This window comes from Vibrio sp. vnigr-6D03 (genome assembly GCF_002835515.1).
GTDB lineage: Bacteria > Pseudomonadota > Gammaproteobacteria > Enterobacterales > Vibrionaceae > Vibrio > Vibrio penaeicida.
Genome location: NZ_PIZL01000012.1, coordinates 558,402 through 581,970, shown reverse-complemented (window position 1 = coordinate 581,970; position 23,569 = coordinate 558,402). Strand labels below are relative to the sequence as shown.

Sequence of the window (23,569 nt, the reverse complement as noted above, 5' to 3'; positions counted from 1 at the left end):
CAATTTGGGCTACATTTAATGTAGTAGGGATTACTAATATTTTGAAAGGTATTGCATGCCATTGGGGAATTTGGATAGTCGAACCATATTGATTGTCGATGACTCACCAGACAACTTATCGTTTATGGCTCAGTCATTAGGTGGTCAATACATCATAAAAATTGCCAATTCAGGGGCTGTGGCGCTGGATATTGTTGGCAAATTCCCCATCGACCTGATTCTGCTGGATATCATGATGCCGGAAATGGATGGCTACGAAGTCATTCGCCAGTTGAAATCATCAAAGAAAACCATGGAAATCCCCGTGATATTCCTGACTGCAAAATGCTCTTCTGAAGACGAAAGGTTAGGGTTTGAATTGGGTGCTGCGGATTACATCAATAAGCCTGTTAGCGTCCCAACCTTAGAAGCAAGAGTCAAAACGCACCTGCAAAATAAAGTCTCCAACGATCTTCTTCATGGACAGAAGGACCTACTGGAAACGCTGGTAAGAAGCCGCACGGAAGAACTGGAAGAAGTGAAAGATTCCATCGTGATTGCGATGGCAAGTCTCGCCGAAACTCGTGACAACGAAACGGGCAACCACATTCTTCGAACGCAATACTATGTGAAAGCACTGGCGGAATATTTGGCCACAACCCCTAAATACAGAGATTTGCTCACCCCCGAGTTAATTAAGATCTACTACAAAGCCGCGCCACTACACGACATAGGAAAAGTCGGCATACCCGACAATATCTTACTCAAGCCAGGGAAATTGACAGAGTCTGAGTTCAAAATCATGCAAGAGCACACAACGCTCGGGCTTCAAACGTTACAGAAAGCCAAGGAACATTCCAATAACCCTAATGGCATTATTGATGCGGCGATCGACATTGCTTATTGCCACCACGAGAAATGGGATGGTTCAGGCTACCCCAAACAATTGGCTGGAGAAGCCATTCCATTGAGTGCAAGACTCATGGCTGTGGCGGATGTGTATGATGCTCTCATCAGTAAACGTATCTATAAAGATGCGATGGAACATAGCGTGGCAAAACGCATTATTGAAGAAGGAAAAGGGGGACACTTTGATCCCCAAATCGTCGATGCTTTCATCGCCTGTGAGCAGCAGTTTATTGATATCGCGACAAAGTACGCCGATTAATCAACCTCAGACTCTTAGGTAAGTGCTCAGTATTAAGCACTCAGTAAATAAGGGAGTGCCGGCTCCATTTGTTCCAAACGACTCCCCTATAAATAAGCATCAAACTTACACAGTCAACCTTCTACGCATTAGCTTTCGAGCCGTTACGGTAGAATCGGTAAACTGGTTACCTTGGCTATTGCGTAATGATGTGTTGACCTCAACCGCTCGGTGAGGTGGGTTCGCTGCAATGGCATTGTCTTCAAGCTTTTTCACTCGACGAAGGGTGACCGGTGATTCGCTATCCCCTCCTTTGCCTGAAGTGCCTGAATCCACATCCCACGACTGGCTGTACTTCGCAGAATACGATGAACTCGCCATATTGGCGATGCCAGACGCAGCGCCAACAGCACCAAAGCCAATAGAAACCCAACCCAACACATTAGCTGCATTGGCGTTTTCGTCTGCTAGTCCAGCTGCCGCCATACCAGTGGTATTCGATACGAGGTTCGAACCTTCTGAGACCGCAGTTAACGTATCACCAAGCCCCCAACTTGTGGACGTTGCCGAGCGAGAGGATGCTTTTCCTACATCTGTCGCCGATTCCGCCGCAGTTGACGCCGCTTTACCTGCGGTCGAGGCTGAGCGCACTGCTGTTGAAGCAAGCTCTGCAATCCCCCCTACTGCACTTAAAATGCCCAACCCTTTGGACGCCCAATTTAGTGCCTGCGACGCTTGAGGATCTTTCTCTTCCAACGCCGCTGACGCGATGCCTGTAGCGTCCGCCGCTATCCCGACAACCGTCGCGGTAACACCAATGGTACTCGTAGTTGCAATCGCACCAACCGCGCCACCTCCAGCGACCAAGCCAGCGCTGACAGCGGCACCCGCACCTAAAGTGACAATACCGATAAGAATGCCAATGGAACCCAATACAATACCAGCAATGCCTTGGCTGCTGAGGTGCCCATTAGGATCCAACCGATTGATTGGGTCGTTTTGGCAATACACGTACGGGTTAATGCCCCCTTTGCCAAATGGGCTCCAATTGTCTGGAGAATGGAAACGCATGAGTACTGGGTTGAAAACGCGGTAGCCATTGCCTAGGAAATACCAGCCAGTCACCGGATCGATTTGTGCGCCATTAAAACCGGGAAGATTAGACATCAAGCTTCTGAAGCCGTAAGGCGTGTAGGTGAATGTTTCTATCTCTCCGTTTCGTTGAGTCGCCACCACCGTGTTGTGATGATCACCTACGTATTGGCAAAGTTCCGTGTTATCCCCCGCTTGGCTTTGATGCCCAAGACGATGTTCGTCATTGCATAAATAGGTAATTTTCTCATCATTAAACTGTGCGTTGATCACTTTACCCGACGCGTAAAACTGCGTGTTTTGGGTGCCATCTGAGAACGTTTGCGAAATGAGTTTGTTCATGGCGTCATATTGGTAGGTGCACACCAGTTCGCCATTCGCATTGTTTACCTGAGAGATGCGACCGGCATCATCGTATATGAGCTGCTGACCTTTCTCATCCTTAGTGAGGTTTCCGTTAGCGTCGTATTCAAGTTCAACGCTATTCCCACCTTGAGAAATGGTCACGAGCTGAGTCGGATCAAGGTCGCTAAATTGATAGGTAAAGGTTTCAGCACCGTCAATGTATTCATTATCCAATTGAACGATGTTGCCCCACTGATCATATTGGTAGGTCTGTTGGCACAACATACGCCCTGATTCAGTAATCGGAGACTGATCCCCTTCACATTGATATTGGCTTAAGCGCTTGGTTTTATCGTAAGCATACGATTCGTGTAGCACGACAACATCATCGATGGTGGTGACGCGTAGCTTGATCTGATTGTCGGTTGTGTATGTCAATTCCGTTTTATGAACTGAGTTTTCACTTGTCACAACGCGTGAGATTTCACGTCCAAAATCATCATAAGTCAGTTGGGTTTCAAGCTGAAGCCCTGCACTTTCATCGTAAGTAACCGTCGTAATTAGCTGGCCTAGCGCATTGTATTTGTACCCTGCTCTCTGATCACCTTGAATGGATTCAATCAACTTGCCATTGTCGTCATAGATGTAGTCGTGATGCTGACCAAAGCTGTCGGTGTGGCGTTGAATTAAGCCTGACATGGTGTAAAGGTATGAACCTGAAGAGACCGTTTTACCTTGCTCGGTCATCGACTCCTGTTGAAGAACGCCGGATGGAAAGTAATCAAATTCACTTTTCACATCGCCTTCGGTCGCTGACAGAAGCACACCGGATTGTGGCTGATAGGTGAAGTTTTGCTGATTCGATGATGACTTAAATTGAGACAGTACCCCGCCTAACTGCATTAAGTAAGTAAGATCTTGCTGGGTATTTTCTGGCGTCGTGACTTTACTCGGCTTATCGCCGCCTTTTTCATACACGTAGGTGCTTGTGCGCCCACCAACCGTATCTGACATGGTACGTCCTAGCCCATCATAAGTCATCTCACCCAGCGCGGTGTCGTTCACTTTTACTGAAACGGGTAGTGATTCGTTACTGAAATCTGCATAGGTTGTGTTGAGAACCGTTAGGTCAGGAAGCGTTTTGGAAACAATCCGATCAAATACATCATAGGTACTTAGGGTTAGATTTCCTGCCGCATCGGACTCCGATATCAATCGCCCAAACCCGTCATAATCATATGAGAGCTCACAGTAATTCGTCTCATCTATGTTTATTTGGGTGACGGTTGCTGGCTGCTCAAACGCGTTTATTGTCGCTTTGAACATACCTTGACCTTCAATCCCTTGAGTCACCGTATTCTCAATCGGATCATGGATTTCTAGCTCAATACGTCCATCACTGTGGGTTGTTCGGTATTTATTTCCCCATGCATCAAATTCGTAGCTTTTGGTTGACGTTTGAGGCGCAGCCATTCGTGCTGGTGACGGTGAAGACAAGTCCCACAGCCAATCTGATGATTTTTCCTCTACAACACTGCCGAACACATCGTAAGTTTTAGCCAACACCTCCCGATAGGTGCCGGAATAAGTAGCGCTTTTACTGCTCGTCCCGTCATCATCCTGTTCTTGCAATGAAACGACACGCCCTAACCCGTCGTAAAATGTTTTTCTTCCCACTCCAATGGCATCCGTTTCTGCCATCACAGGCCAAACATTGTTGTCGTCACCTCTGGGATAAATGTATTCGTAAGTCCGGCAAATTTCTTCAGGTGTGTCGGGGGCTGACGCTTGTTTGGTAATGCGCCCCAAGAGGTCATACTCTTGAACCGTCACAATCTGGTTTACATCGGTATTTTGCAGTTGTCGCTGAGTGAAAACAGAAACCACACTCTGAGATTGCATGGTTGAGTTGTCGTACCCAGTGATCACAGCATCGGTTGTGATGATGCCCGCTTCATACAAGTGAGACATTTGGATATTTGAGGTTTGCCCATCCATGACCGACGTTATCGTTGATAACAAGCCATGGGTATTGGAAGTCGTATCATCAACATAAACAAAGGATTTTGATACTTTATCGTTGATTTCTTCGGTAGCTTTGACAACGTAAGCGCTGATGTGGGCTTGGTCAAAAGTCCCTAACTCGCTGTAGGTATAGGTTGTGACTTTAGGTTCGGTTTCCACTCCCTCAATGGAAACAGGCGTTTGGGTCAAAGATTTCAAAAAGCGCGTAAAGCCAAGTAGATCGGCTGGGCAGCCTTCACTCGCTTCGGTGCCAGAGTAGTAAACATAATCCTTCTTGATACCCGACGCTTCTGTTGTTTGGGTGGTATTTCCCCAATCATCGGAGATCGTTTCTACGGTTTCGGTTCTTGTCTTCTCCGTCAAGAGGTCTTTGTAGGTTGTCGTGACCAAACGCGGTTGTTGTAAATTGGCAGGCTGATCGACAAATTGCTTAGACGGGTCTTCGTTATATTCAATTTCAGTTATGACTTGTGAGTTAAGCTGCGTTTTTCTTTCTTTGGTCATTAAGTGGAACTTGTTAAAGAAGCGTTCTGTCAACGAGACAGTACTGCCATCTTCATCAAGCAACTTTTCAATGGAAGAATAAGTGTATTCTCCGAGCACCAAATAAAGGTTGTCTTCATCTGTTGCAAAATCTACTTTGCCAGAAGAGTAACCTAAAAAGTTGTTTACTGTGCTGTACTCATATTTCTTCGTGATGGCTGGCTGACCGTTGCCAGGGAACGTTTTGTGTACGGCAGCATAGGGAATCAAAAAGTCATCGGTTGCATGGTGCCCTTCCGATACATACGACACAGTTTCAACGGAAGCGGCGGGCGTACGGAACGTAGTTATGACGGGAAATGCGTCTTGCAACAGGTCATAATCTATCGCAAATTTTGCGTATTCATCGGGCGTTGAAGGCTCTTTCGTATTGTCGTAAGGAACCGTCACGGCAATCAGATAGTCATTACTGTAGCGCATCGCTATTTTCGCAGTAATGCCATTGTCTTCTGGGTACTCAAAAGACGTACACTGGGTACCATTATAATTCAGCGTGAGGTGAGTCGTGCCCGTTTGACGATGAGTGACCTCTGTCAGATATTGTTCGCCATCAATAAGTTTTCCATAGGAGAATTCAAACGCTTCTCCATTTGGAAATTCTAACGCAATAATTTTTGCTACGTTACTGCTGCTCGGTCTAAATAAGTGTTCGATCGTGCCGTTTTTATTGATGACCGTGAAGTTTTTGTCGTCCACTTTGTGCACGCGGAAATCTTGTAACTTCTGGTCCTTAAAATAGAGATCATTACCACTTGGTGGGAGAGTTTTCGATTTATAGCTTTTACCATCTGCTTTCGTGAGGGTTAGCCCGACGGTATCCAGCGTCGATAAGGCTAAACGCCAGCCAAGACCAAACCCTTTGCTTGAAAAAGACAGAGGTGAGAATGAAAGGCTTAATGCTTGTTCAAAGCCACTGATATTATGCGGTCGAAGCGTCACTAAATTAATCGTAGCGCTGTATTGCCCCGTTCTTGAATCGACGCCTGTAGAGATATATGAGCTAAAATTGAATGCGTTTGAATAGATATTATCGTTACTCATGGATAGTTTCCTTATAAGCAAATAACGAAATTTAAAAGAAAAGCGCGACCAGAAATAAGCTGGTCACGCTAATAAAAGGCAAGCTTTCAATTTCCATTTGGGATGCGTTAAAGCATCCAATATCAAAATGAAATTGGTGGTATTTTTTAATTATTTAAAGCGTTTCAACTTACAAGCTTGCGATAGTCAGTGAGCGACCAGAATCGGAAGGCGAAACTTTAAATTTGTGTTCCGAACCGTAGTTATCGACGATATCAATGGTCGCTGTCCCAGAATAGGTGTCACTTGTCCATGAGCAACCATCAACCTGCAGTGCGGATGCAGAAAGCTCAGTGTCGGCGACCGTTACGGTATAGGCATGGCTTTGAACACACCCACCTTCCATATTGTCACGCGCATTCACATCATGTGTCCCGCCGGAAAAAGTACGACCGCGAGTCAGGAAGCTATTGTCGCCATTTTGCGTGCCCAGTGCGTAAAACGAATCCTGCGAACCTGTGCGCTCAACTATTTTCAAGTTGTTTGGCAGGGTCCAAAAATACACATTAATTTCTTGAGTAATATCAGGCTTGTACTCGTCATAGACTTGATGCTGCTCAGTTTGAATCGTTTCATCAAGGCTAGATGAACTGATCGAGAACGGAGGAATAGCAGTAAGGTTGATTGAACTGTCGTAAACATTCTCACCAACAGACATATTGGTTGTTAATGTTTGATCGGTTTCGTTCTCCAAGATCATTTTAGCCATCAGCTTTTCTGTGCCGGTTAGAGAACCACTCACATAGCGCTCAAATACTTCTGGCACATTGTTGTTGTCATCTTTGACGTCCGCAGATAACGACAATGCCTTGGCATCAGGAAACGCATCAAACATAACACCGGACTCTTCAAGAAAACGACGGCTTACAGAAGCGCTTCTGGTGTCTGACATCGTACCTAGGTTGTATTTGGTATCTCTTACGTCAGTTGTTGTCCACTCAGTGGGCATACCTAAACTGTCGTAGTTTGTATCAGCACTGAATTTCGCCACTTTAATGGAGCTGATTTCAGACTCAGTTAAAGGCTTCTTAACGTAATCGCCATTTTCAAACGCTTGCTTCAGAACAGAAATTTGTACTTTGCATTGATGACGTCCATTGGCATAAAAGCTCTCACCAACCGCTTCAATTTTAAAAGTAGTAACGTAGTATTCCATATATCCTCCAATCCTTAATTTATGCAGTGAGTGACAAAATATCTAAGTCAAAGCCGTAGTACGGACCATTAAGCTCTTTGATAGGAGTGATACGGTAAGCTTCTGAAAGCTCATCGTTATATTCCACCAAGGTGTTCACGATGAACTTGCTGTAATCTCCTTCCGCACGGAAAAGAAATTGCTTAGTAGAAGGGTTATCTGACGCGTATTTACAAATGGCGGTTCTGAGCGTTTTTATGAATAGTGCACTGTCTTCTTTTAAATCAAACAGTTTGGTGTCTGATACCGTCATTTCAAGCGAGTTGTTGTCTGTAAGACGGTACAAGTTGATTTCTCGGTAATCACGGCGAGGCAAAAATCGTTCATTGATTCCCAATTTAAATGCCTTTGGCTCCGCCGCTGGATCCAAAATATGTTTTGGTAACTTAAATTCAAGAAGCATTCTGCGACCATTTATCAATAGAGGTAAATGCTCACGACCAGAAGTAAAATAACAAGGGCGACCCACCCACGATTTTCCTTCAGATCCATTAAATAGCGCGGACACTCTGCCTTTTTCTAATACTTTCATAGTGTTCTCTTATTTACTGAGTGAATAAAATAAATACTTAGTCATCACCAATATAAGTAAGGTGATTAATAATTATTTATGTCTAGGAAACCATTTAAATCTAGGGAGCTATGTATATATAAGTAACCACGTATATCTAGGTGACTATTTATATCTAGATGAATATTTATAGATAATTAACTATTTATATTTACATAAACCCTACTCGTGCTGATCCTATGCTTAAATTAAGCATTTGGTAAAATACGAATAAATTTATTACTTGTTAAATGAGATAACGTATTCGGAAAGTTCTTGTATAGTGCTAATCGATAAATCAGAAAATCTTTCCTCAGGAATATTTACGCCATACTCGCTCATGACGTAAACTTGAGTTTCGATATAGTCTAAGCTATCAAATTCCAAAGATTGAAATGAAGATTCAAATCGTATTTTATCTTCTTCAATATCTTTCATCATTAATATGCGATTTTTAATACCTTTAAATATCTCAATAGAATTAATCATTTCTTTTCTCTACTTAATTTTACTGCATATTGGATACTAATGAGGTTCTGGCCGTGAAGAGGCACGCATCACCATACAAGCATCGATAATTTAAGATTCTTATATATGAATCATTTCCATTTTTTATAACCGTTGAAGGCTGAATCAAAATAGTGACGTCATTTTTATGAGAAAGATTCGCGTATGACTCGATATTGAAATCCACGAGCTGACCAGTGTGAAGCGTTTCAGAACTATCTAGGTAATCTTCAATTTTTTCAAACTGATAGGATTCAAAATTAAGAAAAGATTTTGAATTAACCACAACACTGAATGCTATCGCGTTGAAAAAAGTGGTCAGTGACAATGTGTATGGGAAACGATTATTGAACTCTATGTATTTCTTAAAAATTTCTCGGTGTCTTATGGATATCAACTCCGTATCGTCATTATTCTCCCATTCTGGGTACGTCCCTTTTAGTAAATACTGACCGGAAACCGTATTTTCCCCACTGTCATCCAATAACTTTATGTTATCGCCATTGTTGACCAGTGTATGCGCTACGGAAGTGTATACGTGGCGTCTAAATACAACGGTGATGGCAAGTGATCGAGCGTCGCAGTTTGCACAAGATGACAGAACATCATCACTGAGCATAATGAAGCTCAACATACCTTGTACTGGTCGCTTGGATGGGCTCGGTCCTTCATAATGAATGGCGTTAAAATCCCCGGTGAACGTCGACCAATTTAAAATATCTTCTGTGGTTAATCGCAGCGAATTTTTCATACTGTTTTCGCCAAAACAAGAGACGCGTTGTGACCACCAAAGCCAGCACTGGTGTTTAAGCAAACTTTGGCATTGGCATCGTATTTGTGTTGATTCGGTAAGTAATTGAGGTCACATTTGTCGTCGACTTCGTTCAAATTCAACGTGGCAGGTAAACAGTTTTCTAACATTGCTTTCACGCACACAATGGTTTCAAAACTGCCTGCCGCCCCAATTAAATGCCCGGTATAAGATTTGGTGCTGGAGATTGGAATAAGCTGGGCACTCTTTCCAAATGCCACTTTAATTGCTTGTGTTTCCTGCAAGTCATTTAACGCCGTTGAAGTGCCATGAGCATTGATATAATCGATATCATTGGGTACAAGGTTTGCCTGTTCTACGGCCTTCATCATAGACAAGGCTCTGGGTTCAATGCAGTCTGAGGGCTTGGTTAAGCTAAACGCATCGGAGAAATGCGCATACCCTTTCACCTCCGCAAGAATCATGGCGCCGCGTTTAACGGCAGATTCATACTCTTCCAAACAAACCACGGCAGCGCCTTCAGCAAGAACAAATCCAGAACGGTTAACATCAAAAGGGCAACACGCTTTATCTGGGTCCGTTTGCTCCTTTGATAGAGCATTAAGCACGTCAATGCTCCATACGCTGAATTCCTCTTTTAGGGATTCAGAGCCACCTGCCACCATGCATTTGGCACGGCCCGACCGTATTGCTTCATAGGCTTCACCAATGGCTATTGTCCCTGCAGCGCAAGCAGCCATAAGAGTATTCTGGTGCCCTTTTAATCCATACATTATGGAGCACGCTGCCGTCATTGAACTCGGCATGGTAATCAGGTTACTCATGGGGTGCGAAAGGTTCGATTGGTGATATTGCTGCCCAAACTCTATAGCGTGATCAAGCCCACCCCAGCCACTTCCTAAAATGACACCGCATTCGTAAGGATCGTAATATTCAGTCGGTGAGGTTTGTTGCCCGAAAGATTGCTCAAATGCTTGTCGAATCGCCTCAAGTGCGTTTTTCCCACAGCTCGACATTGCCCTTGTCAGGTTTTTTGGCAAGTGCTGGTAACGCTTTGGGTTATCGGGTAAAAAAGAAAAAAATCGAGATTTAATAAGAGGGTTGTCAAATTCATATTTAACAAAGTTATGATGCTTACTGACTATACTTTCCCAACTTGAGTGAACATTCTCTCCTATTGGAGTAACGGCACCCATACCAGTAATAACAACTCTATTTTTATTATCCATCGCAGCTTTAACAATCCAACTATTATATAAAAACGCAACCACTTTTAACTTTATTAAAATAATTAATAATAAAAGTTAAATACATATATTTTCAGTGAATTCTTCAACTCATCAATTAATTCAAGATATCTAATAAATATAAACCTAATGTTTACACCCCTAATGTGAAATAACATTAATTTTATATTAATAATCAATGAATATGGAAACAATGTATAGGAACAAACCTAGTGATAAAATAAAAATTAAACAGCTTGGAGATGAAATTTAGTGATTGAACCTATTTCTATGCAAAAACCAACATCGTCAGTTACATTTATTTAACGTTAATAGTCATTCTTTAATAACATTATATAAAAATACAAGGAAATAGCGCTTTAATTATAAAAACCTAATTTTATTCAATGGAGAGAATGTCGCGATTTTCTGAAAGTGACGGATTAGAAAATGTAAAGTGGCCTATTTTAAGCATATATACCCAAGCTATCCGAAAAGGCTTGGGTATATATCCAACTCTTTTTTGACTCTACTCATCTTCCATCGCCGCAAGTACCGATTCAATTTCTTGGGCGGCTTTGCGAAGCTTGTCGACAGAGGAAATCAAATGGTCGATCGTTTTACGAGCAATCGGGGCATGGCAAAACAAGCAAGCAATGAGACGACCGTCTGTGCGTTTGATTGGGACAGATATAGCATTCATCCCATCCATAAACTCTTCGTTATCCACACCAATCTGAGTCTGATTTATCCCCAATAAAGATTGCTCTAGCGCTTCCGGTCCCACGATGGAGTTTTTCCCCATCGGCTGAAGATCGAACTGCTTAAACATCGCACGGCGACGCGCTTCAGGAAGGCTGCTTAGGTAGAGCTTGCCACTGGATGAACACCAAGCAGGTACTCGAGTTCCTACCGGAATGTGTACCCGTAATGGGTATTCACATTCAACTCTATCGAAGTAGATCATTTCCGTACCATCAGGAATGGCAATACCACAGGTTTCGTCCATTTCCTTCGCAACACGCTCTAATATGGCACGCCAATGTGTTTTATGGACACTGGTATGCAGAACGTTCAAAGCAATATTATGAAAATGATCGCCAGGTACAAGCTGACCTTTTAAGTCGGTGTATAACCAACCTTCTTTTAGCAATGTATTGACAATTCGGTGAGACGTTGGTTTAGGGATATCCAGCCTTACCCCAACTTCGGTAGGTGACAGTGGTTGCTCGCTGGAAGCCACTTCTTGCAAGATTTCTAACACACGAAGGATGGTAGAACCTTTTTCACGCTTATTGCTGGTCGTCATAATGCCCTGATACGGTTTTTCGTTATGGAAGCAGTATATACTCAATCTACCTCAAGATAAAAAGCAGCCCAAGTAGTTGCTAACAAACAGTAATTTTCTGATGATAGCATCACACTACTTGGGTATGTTCTATTTCATGGTTGGCATCGAAAACTCCGCTCGCAAGCCATCCGATTCAGGCCAGCGAGATGTCACCGTTTTCATTCGGGTAAAGAAGCGAATCCCGTCGGGTCCATGCATATTCAGTGGCCCAAAAATGGAACGCTTCCAACCGCCAAAGCAGTGAAAAGCCATCGGGACAGGGATTGGCACGTTCACGCCAATCATGCCAACCAATACATTTTCTTGGAATAGGCGAGCCGCTCTGCCGCTTTCGGTAAAGATCGCCGTGCCGTTACCGTACTCGTGATCATTAATGAGTTGAATCGCTTGCTCCAATGTGTCCACTCGCACTACCGACAAAACAGGACCAAAGATTTCCTCTTGGTAAATGGTCATGTCTGGTGTGACTCGGTCAAACAACGTTGGCCCGACAAAGAACCCACTTTCTGCGCCTTCAACTTGATAGTTACGTCCATCGACAAGTAATGTTGCGCCTTCTTCTACGCCTTTATCTATATACCCAACGACTTTATCTTTATGCGCTTGGCTGATAACGGGTCCCATATCCGGTTCGTCTTCTCTGTCGCCAGGACCCACTTTGAGTTCGGCTATCGCCAACAGCAGCGATTCAATGGTGTTCTGTGCCGCTTCTTCACCCACACACACCGCGACGGAAATCGCCATGCAACGCTCTCCGGCAGACCCATATGCCGCTCCCATCAGCGCATTGGTGACTTGCTGTGTGTCTGCGTCTGGCATGACTACCATGTGGTTTTTAGCACCGCCCAAAGCTTGGCTGCGTTTTCCATGTGCCGAAGCGGTGGAGTAAATGTATTCCGCAATAGGGGTTGAACCCACGAAACTGACCGCCTGTACTTCTGGGTGAGTAAGCAGCACATCTACAGCGGTTTTATCGCCATTCACCACATTAAACACCCCATCTGGTAATCCGGCTTGTTTAAGCAATTCCGCTAAAAACATTGCGGGGGTTGGGTTTTTCTCAGATGGTTTCAGTACAAACGTGTTGCCGCATGCAATCGCAATCGGAAACATCCACATTGGAACCATCACTGGGAAATTGAAAGGTGTAATGCCTGCGCAAACGCCCAATGGCTGCATCATGGAATGAGAATCCACCTGACGCCCCACATTCAGTGAGTGCTCACCTTTTTGTGCATGAGGAATACCGCAAGCAAATTCCACCACCTCTAGCCCACGGGTAATTTCACCTTGTGCATCACTGAGGACTTTTCCATGTTGCTCTGTGATGATTTGCGCCAATTCATTGCGGTGTTCTTCGACAAGCGCTTTGAATTTGAACATGACTCGCGCTCTCACCACAGACGGTGTTTTCGACCACGCAGGAAAGGCCGCTGCCGCAGCGTCAACCGCTTGCTCGGTCGTCTGAACGGAAGCCATTGCCACATCAAGAATGTGTTCGCCCGTTGCCGGATTGGTGACTTTCGCTAAATCTGAATCTTGGGATTCAACAATATTGTTATTAATAAAATGTCCGATACGTTCCATTGGGATCTCCTTATGCCCACAACTTATAATAAAGTCCGACGATTTCTTGTTGGCTCGGTACTCTAGGGTTATTTCCAGGTGAGCCAGAAGCCAATGCTTGCTCCGCCATCACCTCACAAAGTGAAAAATACTGTGCTTTGTCGATACCAAATTCCGACATAGTGGGCACAGACAATTCTTGGTTAATCGCAATAAGCTCTTGGACTAATGCATTACACGCCACGTCATCACTGGCTTCTTGCAATGCAATGCCCATATGCCGAGCGCAATCTGCGTAGCGTGACTTAGCGCTTGGGATAGAAAAACGGGTAATGGTTGGCAAAAGCATCGCGTTAGATAAACCATGAGGCACATGGAAAAAAGCGCCAATTGGGCGGCTCATCCCATGTACTAGCGCAACGGATGCCGCAGAAAACGCCATTCCTGCCAGCGTCGAACCCAGCATCATCGCTTCTCTTGCTTCATGATTGTCGGGTTCGTGGTAGGCCTTTCTTAAGTTGGGTGCAATCAACCTCATGGCAGCAGTGGCCTGCGCATCGCTAAACAAATTCGCTTTTTGGCTCACGTACGCTTCAATAGCATGAGTCAACGCATCAATTCCGGTATCTGCTGTCACTCTCGGAGGTACACTGGAGGTCAACTCATAATCCACCAAAGCGGCATCAGGCATAAAACCTAGCCCAAGGCACAACATTTTCTCGTCCGCCTCGTCATCGGTAATAATGGTGAATCGCGTCACTTCCGATCCTGTTCCAGCCGTTGTTGGAATCGCAATTAAAGGAACACCCGCCTCAGTTACCACACGAGGAAACTTGTAATCGCGCATCACGCCACCGTGCGTACCTAAAATATTGATGGCCTTCGCAGAATCAATGGGGCTGCCACCGCCTAATGCAATAATGGCGTCGTACCGACCTTCTCGAAAAATGTCTACACCTTGTGAAATAGAAGAAACCGTCGGCTCCGGTACGGTTTCAGAAAATACCGCACACTCTATGCCTGCACTGGTCAAATGTTGAATAATTTGGTTGGGATACCCCAGTGACACCATTACGTTATCGGTGATTAACAACGGCGCTTTACACCCAAAATTCGTCAATATCTCTGCGATTCGCTGGCTGGCACCCGCACCGATCTCCATGATCCTTGGAAGCTGAACCTGATTGCTCATTTTTACATCCTTATCTCTTGCCCTTCATTTTTAGCCTGCTGAGTTAGCCAAACACAAAAACCACTCAGTGACACTTTTTGTATCGTTTTTAATATTAGAGTGAACAAATGGAGAATGTAAAGATAAAAATGAGACTTTAAGTATCATTATAATGATCAAGTTGATTTACCTAAGCTATCAAATTAGAACTGAATCACACTTTCGCACATCCAAAAAAACCCAATCTAGCCAGTAATAACCCTCCTCCGATGTTAGGAAAAAACGCCGAAACACAACTGGTTAACAAGTAAACAAAATGTTAATAAGCCCAAAAAAAATCACAAAACAACAGCCTTAATGAGACTTTAAGTATCGAAATGATTTTGACAGATGAATCAGTAGGTGATTATTATTTAACCTCCTGAAAGAAATTTCACTAAATCAACATTTCAATCAGGCTGTGATTTTTTCACGCAAATGGAACAACGCCTATCGGAAAAGGGCACAACAAAAAAGCCACAAGGAGAGTGCAATGAAAAGGTTCCAACCATCCTCAATCAACTTGAAAAAACTACTGGGAATTGCGTCGCTTTCGATCGCCGCTTTTACAGGAGTAACGTCTCAAGCCACAGCAGCAGAGGCTTTTAAATGTAAGCCAGGTGAAACCTACTACATGAACGTTATGGTGAGTGGCGTCGAATATTGGTTCCCTGTATATGAAATGATGAAGCAAGCAGCGAAGTCGATGGGGTGTAAAACGGTGTACACCGGAACCCCTGAGTACGATGTGAACAAACAGCTTGCTTCATTTGAGCAGGTGTTAGCGAAAAAGCCGGCGGGTATCCTTTTACACCCAATGAACCCAGACCCATTCATTGAGCCCATTAATCGCGCAAAAGAAATGGGTATCCCTGTCGTAACCTTTGCAGCAGATTCGCCTAACAGTGATCGCGTGTCATTTATTACCTCAGATAACTACGCGGAAGGCAGACACGCAGCCGATACCATCGCAGAGTCTATGGGTGGGAAAGGCGAATACGCCGTTTTAGAAAACCCGGGACAAGACAATCACGATCGTCGAATTTCTGCATTCATTGCACGAATGGAAGAAAAATGGCCAGACATGAAACTCGTCTCGCGTGCTGCTAGCAACACAGACGTAACGAAAGCATACAACGCCGTCATGACCATGGCACAGGCCCACCCTAAATTGGGCGCAGTGTTTATGCCTGAAGCCACTTCAGCATTAGGTGCAGCACAAGCCGCCAAAGAACTAGGCGGGAAAATCAAAGTCATGAACGCGGATGTGAACGCAAAGATCCTAGACATGATCAAATCGGGTGAAGTCTTTGGAGCAGTAAACCCCAACCAAGGCATGCAAGGTTATATGGGCATGATGCTCCTTTACTTAGCGGCGCACTCTGACCTAATCGACCCAATGAACGATTACAAACGTTCTGGCTACAACCCAATGGGCGTACCGTTCGTGGACAATGGATTCGCCATTGTGACTAAAGAGAACGCAGACGATTTCTACTGGGACAAATATCTCCAAAAACGCGGCACGAAAGGCATTAACGAATAACACATAACTTGCTTGGGTAACTCGCTGTTATCGGGACAGTGTGATTACCCAAGCCAACAAAAAGCCTTAATAAACTGCACGCAGCCTACACAGGAGATACCTATGTCGTTACCTACGCCGGTATTAGAAATTCGCCACGTCCGAAAAACCTTCGGGCAAACCGTTGCCCTTGAAGACGTCAGCTTTACGTTGATGCCAGGGCAAATCCATGCATTGGCAGGAGAAAACGGAGCGGGAAAATCCACCTTGATGAAAATCATAGATGGAATTTATCAACCCGATTCAGGTGACATCTTTTTGAATGGCAAAAAAACCAAAATTAGAGGGCCACTGGAAGCACAACGCAAAGGCATCGGGTTTGTTCATCAGGAAATTGCATTGTGCCCAGATGTGTCAGTAGCCGAAAACATCTTAATGGCTAAGACCAGTGCTTCAAAACAGCTGTTCATGAATTACAAAGCACTGAAAGAAGAAGCGAAGTTAGCGATAGCGCAACTGGCAGACATTGACCCTAATGTCCTTGTCGGCGTACTCAGTATTTCTAACCAACAACTCGTCGAGATAGCGAAAGCACTCACGTTAGATTGCCATATTTTGATTTTAGATGAGCCAACCGCTGCACTAACTGAAACCGAATCTAAGCTGCTGTTCCAAATCATGCATCAGCTTAAAAGCAAAGGCATCAGCATTATCTACATCAGCCATCGCATGGCGGAAGTCTTTGAACATTGCGACCAAGTTACCGTGTTCCGTGACGGAATCCGAGTTGTTAGCTACCCCACTAAAGACACAACACCAGAGCAAGTGGTCAATGATTTAGTCGGTAGAGAGCTGAGCAACTTGTATCCAGAGAAGTTTCAAGGCGATATCGAAAGCAATGCAGCACTGCTTGAAGTCAAAAACTTGTCAGACAAACTGCGTTTTCAAGATATCGATTTCGATCTACACGAAGGTGAAATATTTGGCATTTCAGGGCTTATTGGGTCCGGTCGTTCCGAATTGGTCAAAGCCATATGCGGGCTTCAAGCAAAGACCAGCGGCGAGATATTTTATCAAGGTAAGCAGCTCAATATTCAGTCCTATCAAGACGGTATTGATGCTGGCATTGTCTACCTTTCCGAAGATCGCAAAGAAAACGGCGTGTTCCTCGACTTATCTATTGCTCAAAACGTCTCCGCTCTTAGTCCAAATCAAGTGTCACAAAACGGCATGATTCAGCACCGAGTGGAAGAGGAACAAGCGGCTCGACTAACCACAGAATTGAACCTTAAATCGAGTGGTATGTCTGCCCCAGTCTCTTCGCTAAGCGGAGGCAACCAACAAAAAGTGGCGATTGCCAAAATCCTGTCTGTCCAACCCAAAGTGATCATTATGGATGAACCCACAAGGGGGATCGACGTCGGTGCCAAATCTGAAATACACAAAATGATCAGGCAACTGGCAAACAGCGGTGTCGGCATTATCGTGATTTCGTCAGAACTCCCAGAAGTCATTGGCTTAAGCGATCGCGTCATGGTGATGTGCGAATCACGGTGCAATGGGATTTTAAAAGCCGATCAAATTACTGAAGAAAATATTATGCGGATGGCATCGGGGGTGGCTTGCGATTTACCCAATTCAGCAATGTCGGAAAATGCAGCAACGTCGAAAAATACTGGCACCCAGCCAAAAACCGCTGCGCCAACCCATGTCGCGACTCAGCTCAATACGGCGACTCATTCACATGCGACATCCCAATTAAACACGCCTCCGGAAGTCAGCCACTAATACGGTGCAACGTCAGGAAGAAACGTGGAGAAAAGATTATGGACAATAACGTAATAACCGATAAAAACATGAATTCACCCTCAAAGAGCGCCTTTAAAAGCTTGTTTAACCGCACCAAGAATATGCGCGAATTTACGCTCATTCTGATCATTATTGGGCTCTTCATTGCGATGAGCTTTGCATCACCCTATTTTTTAACTTGGGCCAATATGAAAGCCATGCTGCTGTCCTTCTCAGTTGAGGGGATCGTCGTTGTGGGTATGACCATGTTGATCATTGTCGGGGGCATTGACTTGTCGGTAGGTGCGGTAATGTGCCTGGCAATGGTGTTTGCAGCCAAGCTTTTTATTCTGGGCGTTAACCCTTGGTTGGCTAGCCTAATTTCCATCGCAGCATCGGGTGGCATTGGATACTTGATGGGGCTGTGCGTTACGAGAATTGGACTGCATCACTTTATCGTCACACTCGCGTTCATGGGGTTAGCCCGCGGCGCCAGTATGATTATTACGCAAGGGACGCCGATTTCACTCTTCTCTCTCCCTCCTGAATTCAAGTTCGTCGGCCAAGGGACTTTCTACGGCGTCCCCTTCTCCATCATTATTTTCTTAGTTGTCGTCGTCATATCCGACTACTTGCTGAGAAACGCGACCGCATTCAGAAAGGTGTTTTATACCGGCAGTAACGAGAAAGCCGCGGAATATTCCGGTATTAGAACCGACAAAGTGAAACTGTGGGTCACCGTTTTATGTTCTGCCTTGTGTGGGCTTGGCGGCATCATTTATATGTCTAAATTTGGCGCAGCCACCCCTAATTTCGGTGTCGGTTTAGAGCTCAATATCATCGCTGCAGCGGTTATCGGCGGGGCAAGTTTCAATGGCGGTCAGGGATCGGTACTCGGTGCCATCCTCGGTATTGCGCTACTGAGTGTGGTGTCTAGCTCCCTGATTCTGCTGGATGTCTCTGTCTACTGGCAAGATTTCATCAAAGGTTTAATTCTGTTGTTTGCAGTCGCCATTGATCATCTTCTCAACAAAAAATCCAACTAAAAGCTAGGAGAACCTGACCATGGCAATCACCCCTTTGAGAAAAACAGCACCAGCGAAGAATGAAACAGACTGGCTGGTGCGCAAGGTGCTCACACTCCATTATTTGGAAAACAAGAGTCAGTCTGACATTTCCAAATTGCTGTCTTTATCCGCAGCCAAAGTGAACCGAATTATTCGGAATGCACGGGAAGACGGGTTGGTGGAAATTAACTTGAATATTCAGCACGCCAATGTCGCGGAGTTTGAGCGCCATTTAGTCTCTTCGACCCAACTGAATGATGCCGTGCTCGCACCCTCGGTAAGCAGCGATCCTGCCGTCAACTTTCAATTTGTGGCTGAAACTGCCGCTGAACTGTTACTCAGCCGGCTGCGCGATGGCGATGTTATTTGCGTCAGTGGCGGTAAAGCGATATCTGCCTTAGTGGAAGTGATCAAGCCGACGCGCACTTACAAGGTTACGGTGGTGCCAGCTACTGGTGGCGTGCAAGGGAAGTATTTCACCGACGTTAACCATTTAGCCTATTCACTAGCCGAAAAGCTGGGCGGTAAATCCATGCAAATTCACGCCCCGTTGTTTGCCGATACCCAACAAGATCGCGACGTCCTTATCTCGATGAGAAGTTGCAAAGAAGTGTTGGATATCGCGCGAAACGCCGACATTGCCTTGGTCGGCGTTGGCGCTCTAGCAACTGGGTCTGAAAGCTATTTCGATCTTCGCAACAACATGTCTCAGGAAGAGTGCGATCAAATTCGTAGTAACCATTGCGAAGGCGAAATGCTTGCGCACTTAATCAACGTTAATGGAACCCCATGTTTTGACCAACTTAATGAAAAGTTGGTGGGGCTGACGCTTGATGAATTAAGAGAAGTGCCAATCCGCATAGGGATTGCCGCCAGCGATAGCAAAGTGACGCCCATTGTTGCCGCATTAAATGGCAACTTCATCAATACCCTTATCTCCGATGAAGGCACCGCCAAATTGGTACTGGAAAAGTTCGAAGAAACGCAAAAGCACAAAGGAACAACCTCATGAAAACCAGAACACTAGGGACGACTCAGATAGACACTTCGGTCATTGGACTTGGCACTTGGGCAATGGGCGGTTGGATGTGGGGAGGCACCGACGAAAAGCAATCCATCGACGCCATTCGTGCTTCAATCGATAATGGGGTGACGCTCATTGATACTGCTCCAGCTTATGGTTTGGGTAAATCTGAATCCTTAGTCGGTCAAGCGATAAAAGGGCGACGAGAAGACGTCGTGCTTGCAACGAAATGTGGCTTGGTTTGGCATACCCAGCAAGGGAATCACTTCTTTGAGGAAGAAGGACAGCAAGTCCACCGTTACTTAGGGCAAGACTCGATCCGATTTGAGCTAGAGCAAAGCCTTCGCAGGCTGCAAACCGATTACATCGACCTCTACATCACGCATTGGCAAGACGACACCACATCGATTGAAGAAACCATGGGCACACTCATGGCGCTAAAAAAAGAAGGGCTGATCAAAGCCATCGGCATCAGTAATGCTTCTCTAGAGCAATTAAAGGAATACCAACAATACGGTCCCGTTGATGCCATTCAAGAGCGCTACAATATGATTGACCGCTCTTTAGAAAGCACGTTGCTGCCGCACACCCAAACCCATAATGTCTCTTGCCTTAGTTACTCATCGTTAGCACTTGGTTTGCTGTCTGGAAAAATCACTGCCGACACCCAATTCTCGGGGGATGACCAACGCAAACAAGACCCATGGTTTAGCGTAGAAAACCGCAAACATGTACAAGCGTTTTGCCAACGAGTTTTACCGGTAGCCAACGATTACCAAATCTCTGTCGCTCAGTTAGTCATTGCATGGACTCTGACACAACCGGGAGTGACTTACGCATTGTGTGGTGCTCGCAACCCTAAACAGGCTATCGAAAATGCCCAAGCAGGATTATTGAACCTAGCAACTTCGGATGTGGAATTCGTGACAAATGCGGTCGATGTTCACCTAAACGCCATCAACAGCGGTGAATAGGAGATCACATGACAGTCCCTCAAAGAGCCATTCATTCCATAAAAACGGGCGAACATTTTGATGCCATTGTAATCGGCGGTGGCATCAACGGTATCGCCACCTATCGCGATTTATCGCTGCAAGGGTTGAACGTTTTATTGATTGAGAAAGACGACTTTTGTAGCAAAGCCAGTGCTGCCCCGTCTCGAATGATCCATGGCGGGCTGCGCTACCTAGAAAATGCCGAGTTCGACCTTGTAAAAGAATCACTGAATGAGAGAAATCGCCTGTTAAAAAACGCACCGCATTTAGTGCACCCGCTTCAAACCCATATTCCCCTTACCTCGTGGCTAAAAGGCATAGTACCAGCCAGCTTGAGGTTCTTGGGAATGGAGCCCAAAACGTCGGAGCGCGGCGCGTTTATTGTGAAACTAGGATTGGGACTTTACGACTTTTTTACTCGACACGATCAAGTCATGCCCAACCACCAAATGTATGGGCAAAAACAAACGAATAAGCGATGGCCACACTTCGACAACAAAGTCTGTTGCAGTGCGGCGTATTATGATGCGTGGATTAGCTCCCCAGAAAGGCTAGCGATTGAATTGCTCAAAGAAGGAGACGCAAACCAACGTCAGCCTCACTCCCTGAATTACACGTTTGCATCGGTTCAAGATAACGGAAGCATTGAACTTACCGACCAACTAACAAGCCACCAAGTTCACGTCACCACAAGCCAACTCATCAATGCAACGGGCGCTTGGATAGATAACGTTAATCTTCAAGCGGGAAACCCCAGCCAGTATTTAAGTAATACCAAAGGTTCGCACATTATTGTCGATCATCCGGAGCTATTGAGCGCGCTACAAAACGACATGGTGTATTACGAAAACAAAGAAAATCGCGTCTGCATTATGTTTCCCTATATGGGGAAGGTGCTCATAGGCTCAACAGACATTCCCGTCACCAAGCCAGACAATATTCGGTGCACCGACGAAGAGATTCATTACATCATTGAATCGGTGCGGGCAATTTTCCCAACGGTGATTATTCACCCAAGCGATATTCTGTATCAATTCAGTGGTATTCGCCCCCTTGGCGCTGCAACCAAAGCCAGCGCTGGGCAAATCCCACGAAGCCACATCACTCAGCGAGATCACCTCTTTAATGGTGAAATAACCTGCTATTCGATGATTGGCGGAAAATGGACGACCTTCCGCGCATTCGCAGAAGAAGTCACCGATCAAGTACTGAAAGATTTAGGGGCGAAGCGCCTCGTGAGCACTCAAGATCGGAGCATAGGCGGTGGGCAAGGATTCCCTGAGTCTGACGAAGCGCGAGACCAATACATTCAGCACCTCACAGCGCTGTATCAACAATCGGATTCTTACACCGCACTGCTCGTCTCGCGTTATGGCACAGAGTGCGAAGCCATTTTAGAACGCCTCCAATCACGCGGCTTTAAGCCTCTTCGTACTCTGCCTCATTACACCGAGGGAGAGTTGGAATACCTGATGACGCATGAATACGTGCACACCCCGCTTGATCTCATTCAACGCCGAACCTCCATTGCCATTGAAGGTTCAGTGCACGACGACGCACTACAAGAAATCATTGAGTTAATGAGCCGCTTTTTCAATTGGGATGAAAGCACTCGCCTACGCCTACATAGCGACTCGGTGAATTCATTAAATTTTTATAACGGACTACATCTCATGTCGGTTGGGGAACCCACCGAAATGATGCCGAAAACTGCAAGGAAAGCACACTATGTATATGAGTAAAAAAGTCAGGATGAAACGGCTAATGAAACACGGTCGTTGTTTGGATGTCGCTATCGACCACGGCGTATGCAACGAGCCTTCTTTTCTAGACGGGCTGGAAGACATGCCGTCTGTAGTGGAGCAATTGGTTAGCGCACAACCTGACGCCATTCAGATGACCTATGGTCAAAGCGACCTATTGCAAAATGTTGAGGGGAAAAACAAGCCAGCACTGGTGATGCGTATTGATTTGGGTAACCCCTACAATGCAGAACGCCATCGAGTGATGTGGGCGATGCTGCAAAATCACCAAGACCCTGTTTTGCAAGCCGTTCAAATGGATGCCGCGTGTGTGGTGGTGAACCTGTTTATGCTCCCCGACGAACCGGAATTATTCCGCCAGTGTATCGATAACATCAGCAAGGTGAAACTGGATTGCGAGAAATACGGCATGCCACTCATGATAGAGCCTTTGGTCATGCAGCCGAACTCTGGAAACGGCGGTTACATGGTAGATGGCGATTGCGAAAAAATTGTCACCTTGGTCCGCGTAGGGCGAGAGCTCGGCGCCGATATCATTAAAGCCGACCCAACCAAAGATGCCAATGACTTTCACAAAGTAATCGAAGCAGCACGCTGCCCAGTATTGGTAAGAGGTGGCGGTAAAGAAGACATTGAAAGCGTCTTCACCAAAGCAAGGGCGCTACTTGATCAAGGCGCTCTGGGTATGGTCTACGGTCGTAATATCTACCAACACCCAAGCCCTGCAAAAGTCGTCAGTGCACTGATGGCAATGATTCACGACGACGCCTCGGTTGCCGACGCGTTAAATATTTACCAACGTGAAAATTAAGGGGGATC

Annotated in this window: 17 protein-coding genes; 8 read left to right on the top strand and 9 right to left on the bottom strand. The window is 45.4% G+C overall.

Annotation, left to right across the window (positions count from 1 at the left end; all coding sequences use genetic code 11):
* The first annotated feature begins 55 nt into the window (after positions 1-55).
* The gene (locus CW749_RS10515) at positions 56-1,147 is read left to right on the top strand and encodes a two-component system response regulator (protein WP_101111970.1); all 1,092 of its coding nucleotides are present in this window, start codon (positions 56-58) and stop codon (positions 1,145-1,147) included.
* A 105-nt stretch (positions 1,148-1,252) separates the two neighbouring features.
* On the opposite strand, the gene CW749_RS10510 is transcribed toward CW749_RS10515, so the two are convergent.
* From CW749_RS10510 to CW749_RS10470, 9 genes are all read right to left on the bottom strand, one after another.
* Positions 1,253-6,172: an RHS repeat-associated core domain-containing protein gene (locus CW749_RS10510; protein WP_101111969.1), complete on the bottom strand. Its 4,920-nt coding sequence runs from the start codon at positions 6,170-6,172 to the stop codon at positions 1,253-1,255.
* Between the two features lie 169 nt (positions 6,173-6,341).
* A complete protein-coding gene (locus CW749_RS10505; protein ID WP_101111968.1) occupies positions 6,342-7,367 on the bottom strand; it encodes a hypothetical protein in 1,026 nt (341 codons plus the stop codon).
* A gap of 19 nt (positions 7,368-7,386) precedes the next feature.
* Positions 7,387-7,938: a hypothetical protein gene (locus CW749_RS10500; RefSeq protein ID WP_101111967.1), complete on the bottom strand. Its 552-nt coding sequence runs from the start codon at positions 7,936-7,938 to the stop codon at positions 7,387-7,389.
* Between the two features lie 258 nt (positions 7,939-8,196).
* Positions 8,197-8,445, bottom strand: coding sequence for a phosphopantetheine-binding protein (locus tag CW749_RS10495; RefSeq protein ID WP_101111966.1), 249 nt, complete (start codon positions 8,443-8,445; stop codon positions 8,197-8,199).
* A gap of 19 nt (positions 8,446-8,464) precedes the next feature.
* Positions 8,465-9,214 carry a hypothetical protein gene (locus CW749_RS10490; protein WP_101111965.1) on the bottom strand — a complete coding sequence of 250 codons (750 nt, stop codon included), beginning with the start codon at positions 9,212-9,214 and terminating at the stop codon, positions 8,465-8,467.
* Positions 9,211-10,464 (bottom strand): beta-ketoacyl-[acyl-carrier-protein] synthase family protein, encoded by a 1,254-nt coding sequence (locus tag CW749_RS10485; protein WP_101112012.1) that lies wholly within the window; start codon positions 10,462-10,464, stop codon positions 9,211-9,213. The genes CW749_RS10490 and CW749_RS10485 overlap by 4 nt, the downstream gene beginning before the upstream one ends.
* Positions 10,465-10,990: 526 nt before the next feature.
* Positions 10,991-11,770, bottom strand: coding sequence for an IclR family transcriptional regulator (locus CW749_RS10480; protein WP_101111964.1), 780 nt, complete (start codon positions 11,768-11,770; stop codon positions 10,991-10,993).
* 129 nt (positions 11,771-11,899) lie between these two features.
* Positions 11,900-13,399: a CoA-acylating methylmalonate-semialdehyde dehydrogenase gene (locus CW749_RS10475; protein WP_101111963.1), complete on the bottom strand. Its 1,500-nt coding sequence runs from the start codon at positions 13,397-13,399 to the stop codon at positions 11,900-11,902.
* Positions 13,400-13,409: 10 nt separating this feature from the next.
* On the bottom strand, positions 13,410-14,570 hold the full coding sequence (locus tag CW749_RS10470) for an iron-containing alcohol dehydrogenase (protein ID WP_101111962.1): 1,161 nt from the start codon (positions 14,568-14,570) through the stop codon (positions 13,410-13,412).
* Between the two features lie 511 nt (positions 14,571-15,081).
* On the opposite strand from CW749_RS10470, the gene CW749_RS10465 reads away from it, so the two are divergent.
* The 7 genes from CW749_RS10465 to CW749_RS10435 all read left to right on the top strand — a co-directional run bounded on the left by CW749_RS10465 (position 15,082) and on the right by CW749_RS10435 (position 23,561).
* Positions 15,082-16,134: a substrate-binding domain-containing protein gene (locus tag CW749_RS10465; protein WP_224055750.1), complete on the top strand. Its 1,053-nt coding sequence runs from the start codon at positions 15,082-15,084 to the stop codon at positions 16,132-16,134.
* Positions 16,135-16,236: 102 nt separating this feature from the next.
* The gene (locus CW749_RS10460) at positions 16,237-17,901 is read left to right on the top strand and encodes a sugar ABC transporter ATP-binding protein (RefSeq protein WP_101111961.1); all 1,665 of its coding nucleotides are present in this window, start codon (positions 16,237-16,239) and stop codon (positions 17,899-17,901) included.
* A gap of 38 nt (positions 17,902-17,939) precedes the next feature.
* Positions 17,940-18,947: an ABC transporter permease gene (locus tag CW749_RS10455; protein WP_101111960.1), complete on the top strand. Its 1,008-nt coding sequence runs from the start codon at positions 17,940-17,942 to the stop codon at positions 18,945-18,947.
* A 19-nt stretch (positions 18,948-18,966) separates the two neighbouring features.
* A complete protein-coding gene (locus CW749_RS10450; protein ID WP_101111959.1) occupies positions 18,967-19,980 on the top strand; it encodes a sugar-binding transcriptional regulator in 1,014 nt (337 codons plus the stop codon).
* Positions 19,977-20,966: an aldo/keto reductase gene (locus CW749_RS10445; RefSeq protein ID WP_101111958.1), complete on the top strand. Its 990-nt coding sequence runs from the start codon at positions 19,977-19,979 to the stop codon at positions 20,964-20,966. Before CW749_RS10450 ends, CW749_RS10445 begins: the two co-directional genes overlap by 4 nt.
* Before the next feature lie 8 nt (positions 20,967-20,974).
* Positions 20,975-22,729, top strand: a complete 1,755-nt coding sequence (locus CW749_RS10440; protein ID WP_101111957.1) for a glycerol-3-phosphate dehydrogenase/oxidase — start codon at positions 20,975-20,977, stop codon at positions 22,727-22,729.
* Positions 22,716-23,561 (top strand): aldolase, encoded by an 846-nt coding sequence (locus CW749_RS10435; protein ID WP_101111956.1) that lies wholly within the window; start codon positions 22,716-22,718, stop codon positions 23,559-23,561. The genes CW749_RS10440 and CW749_RS10435 overlap by 14 nt, the downstream gene beginning before the upstream one ends.
* Positions 23,562-23,569: the final 8 nt, after the last annotated feature.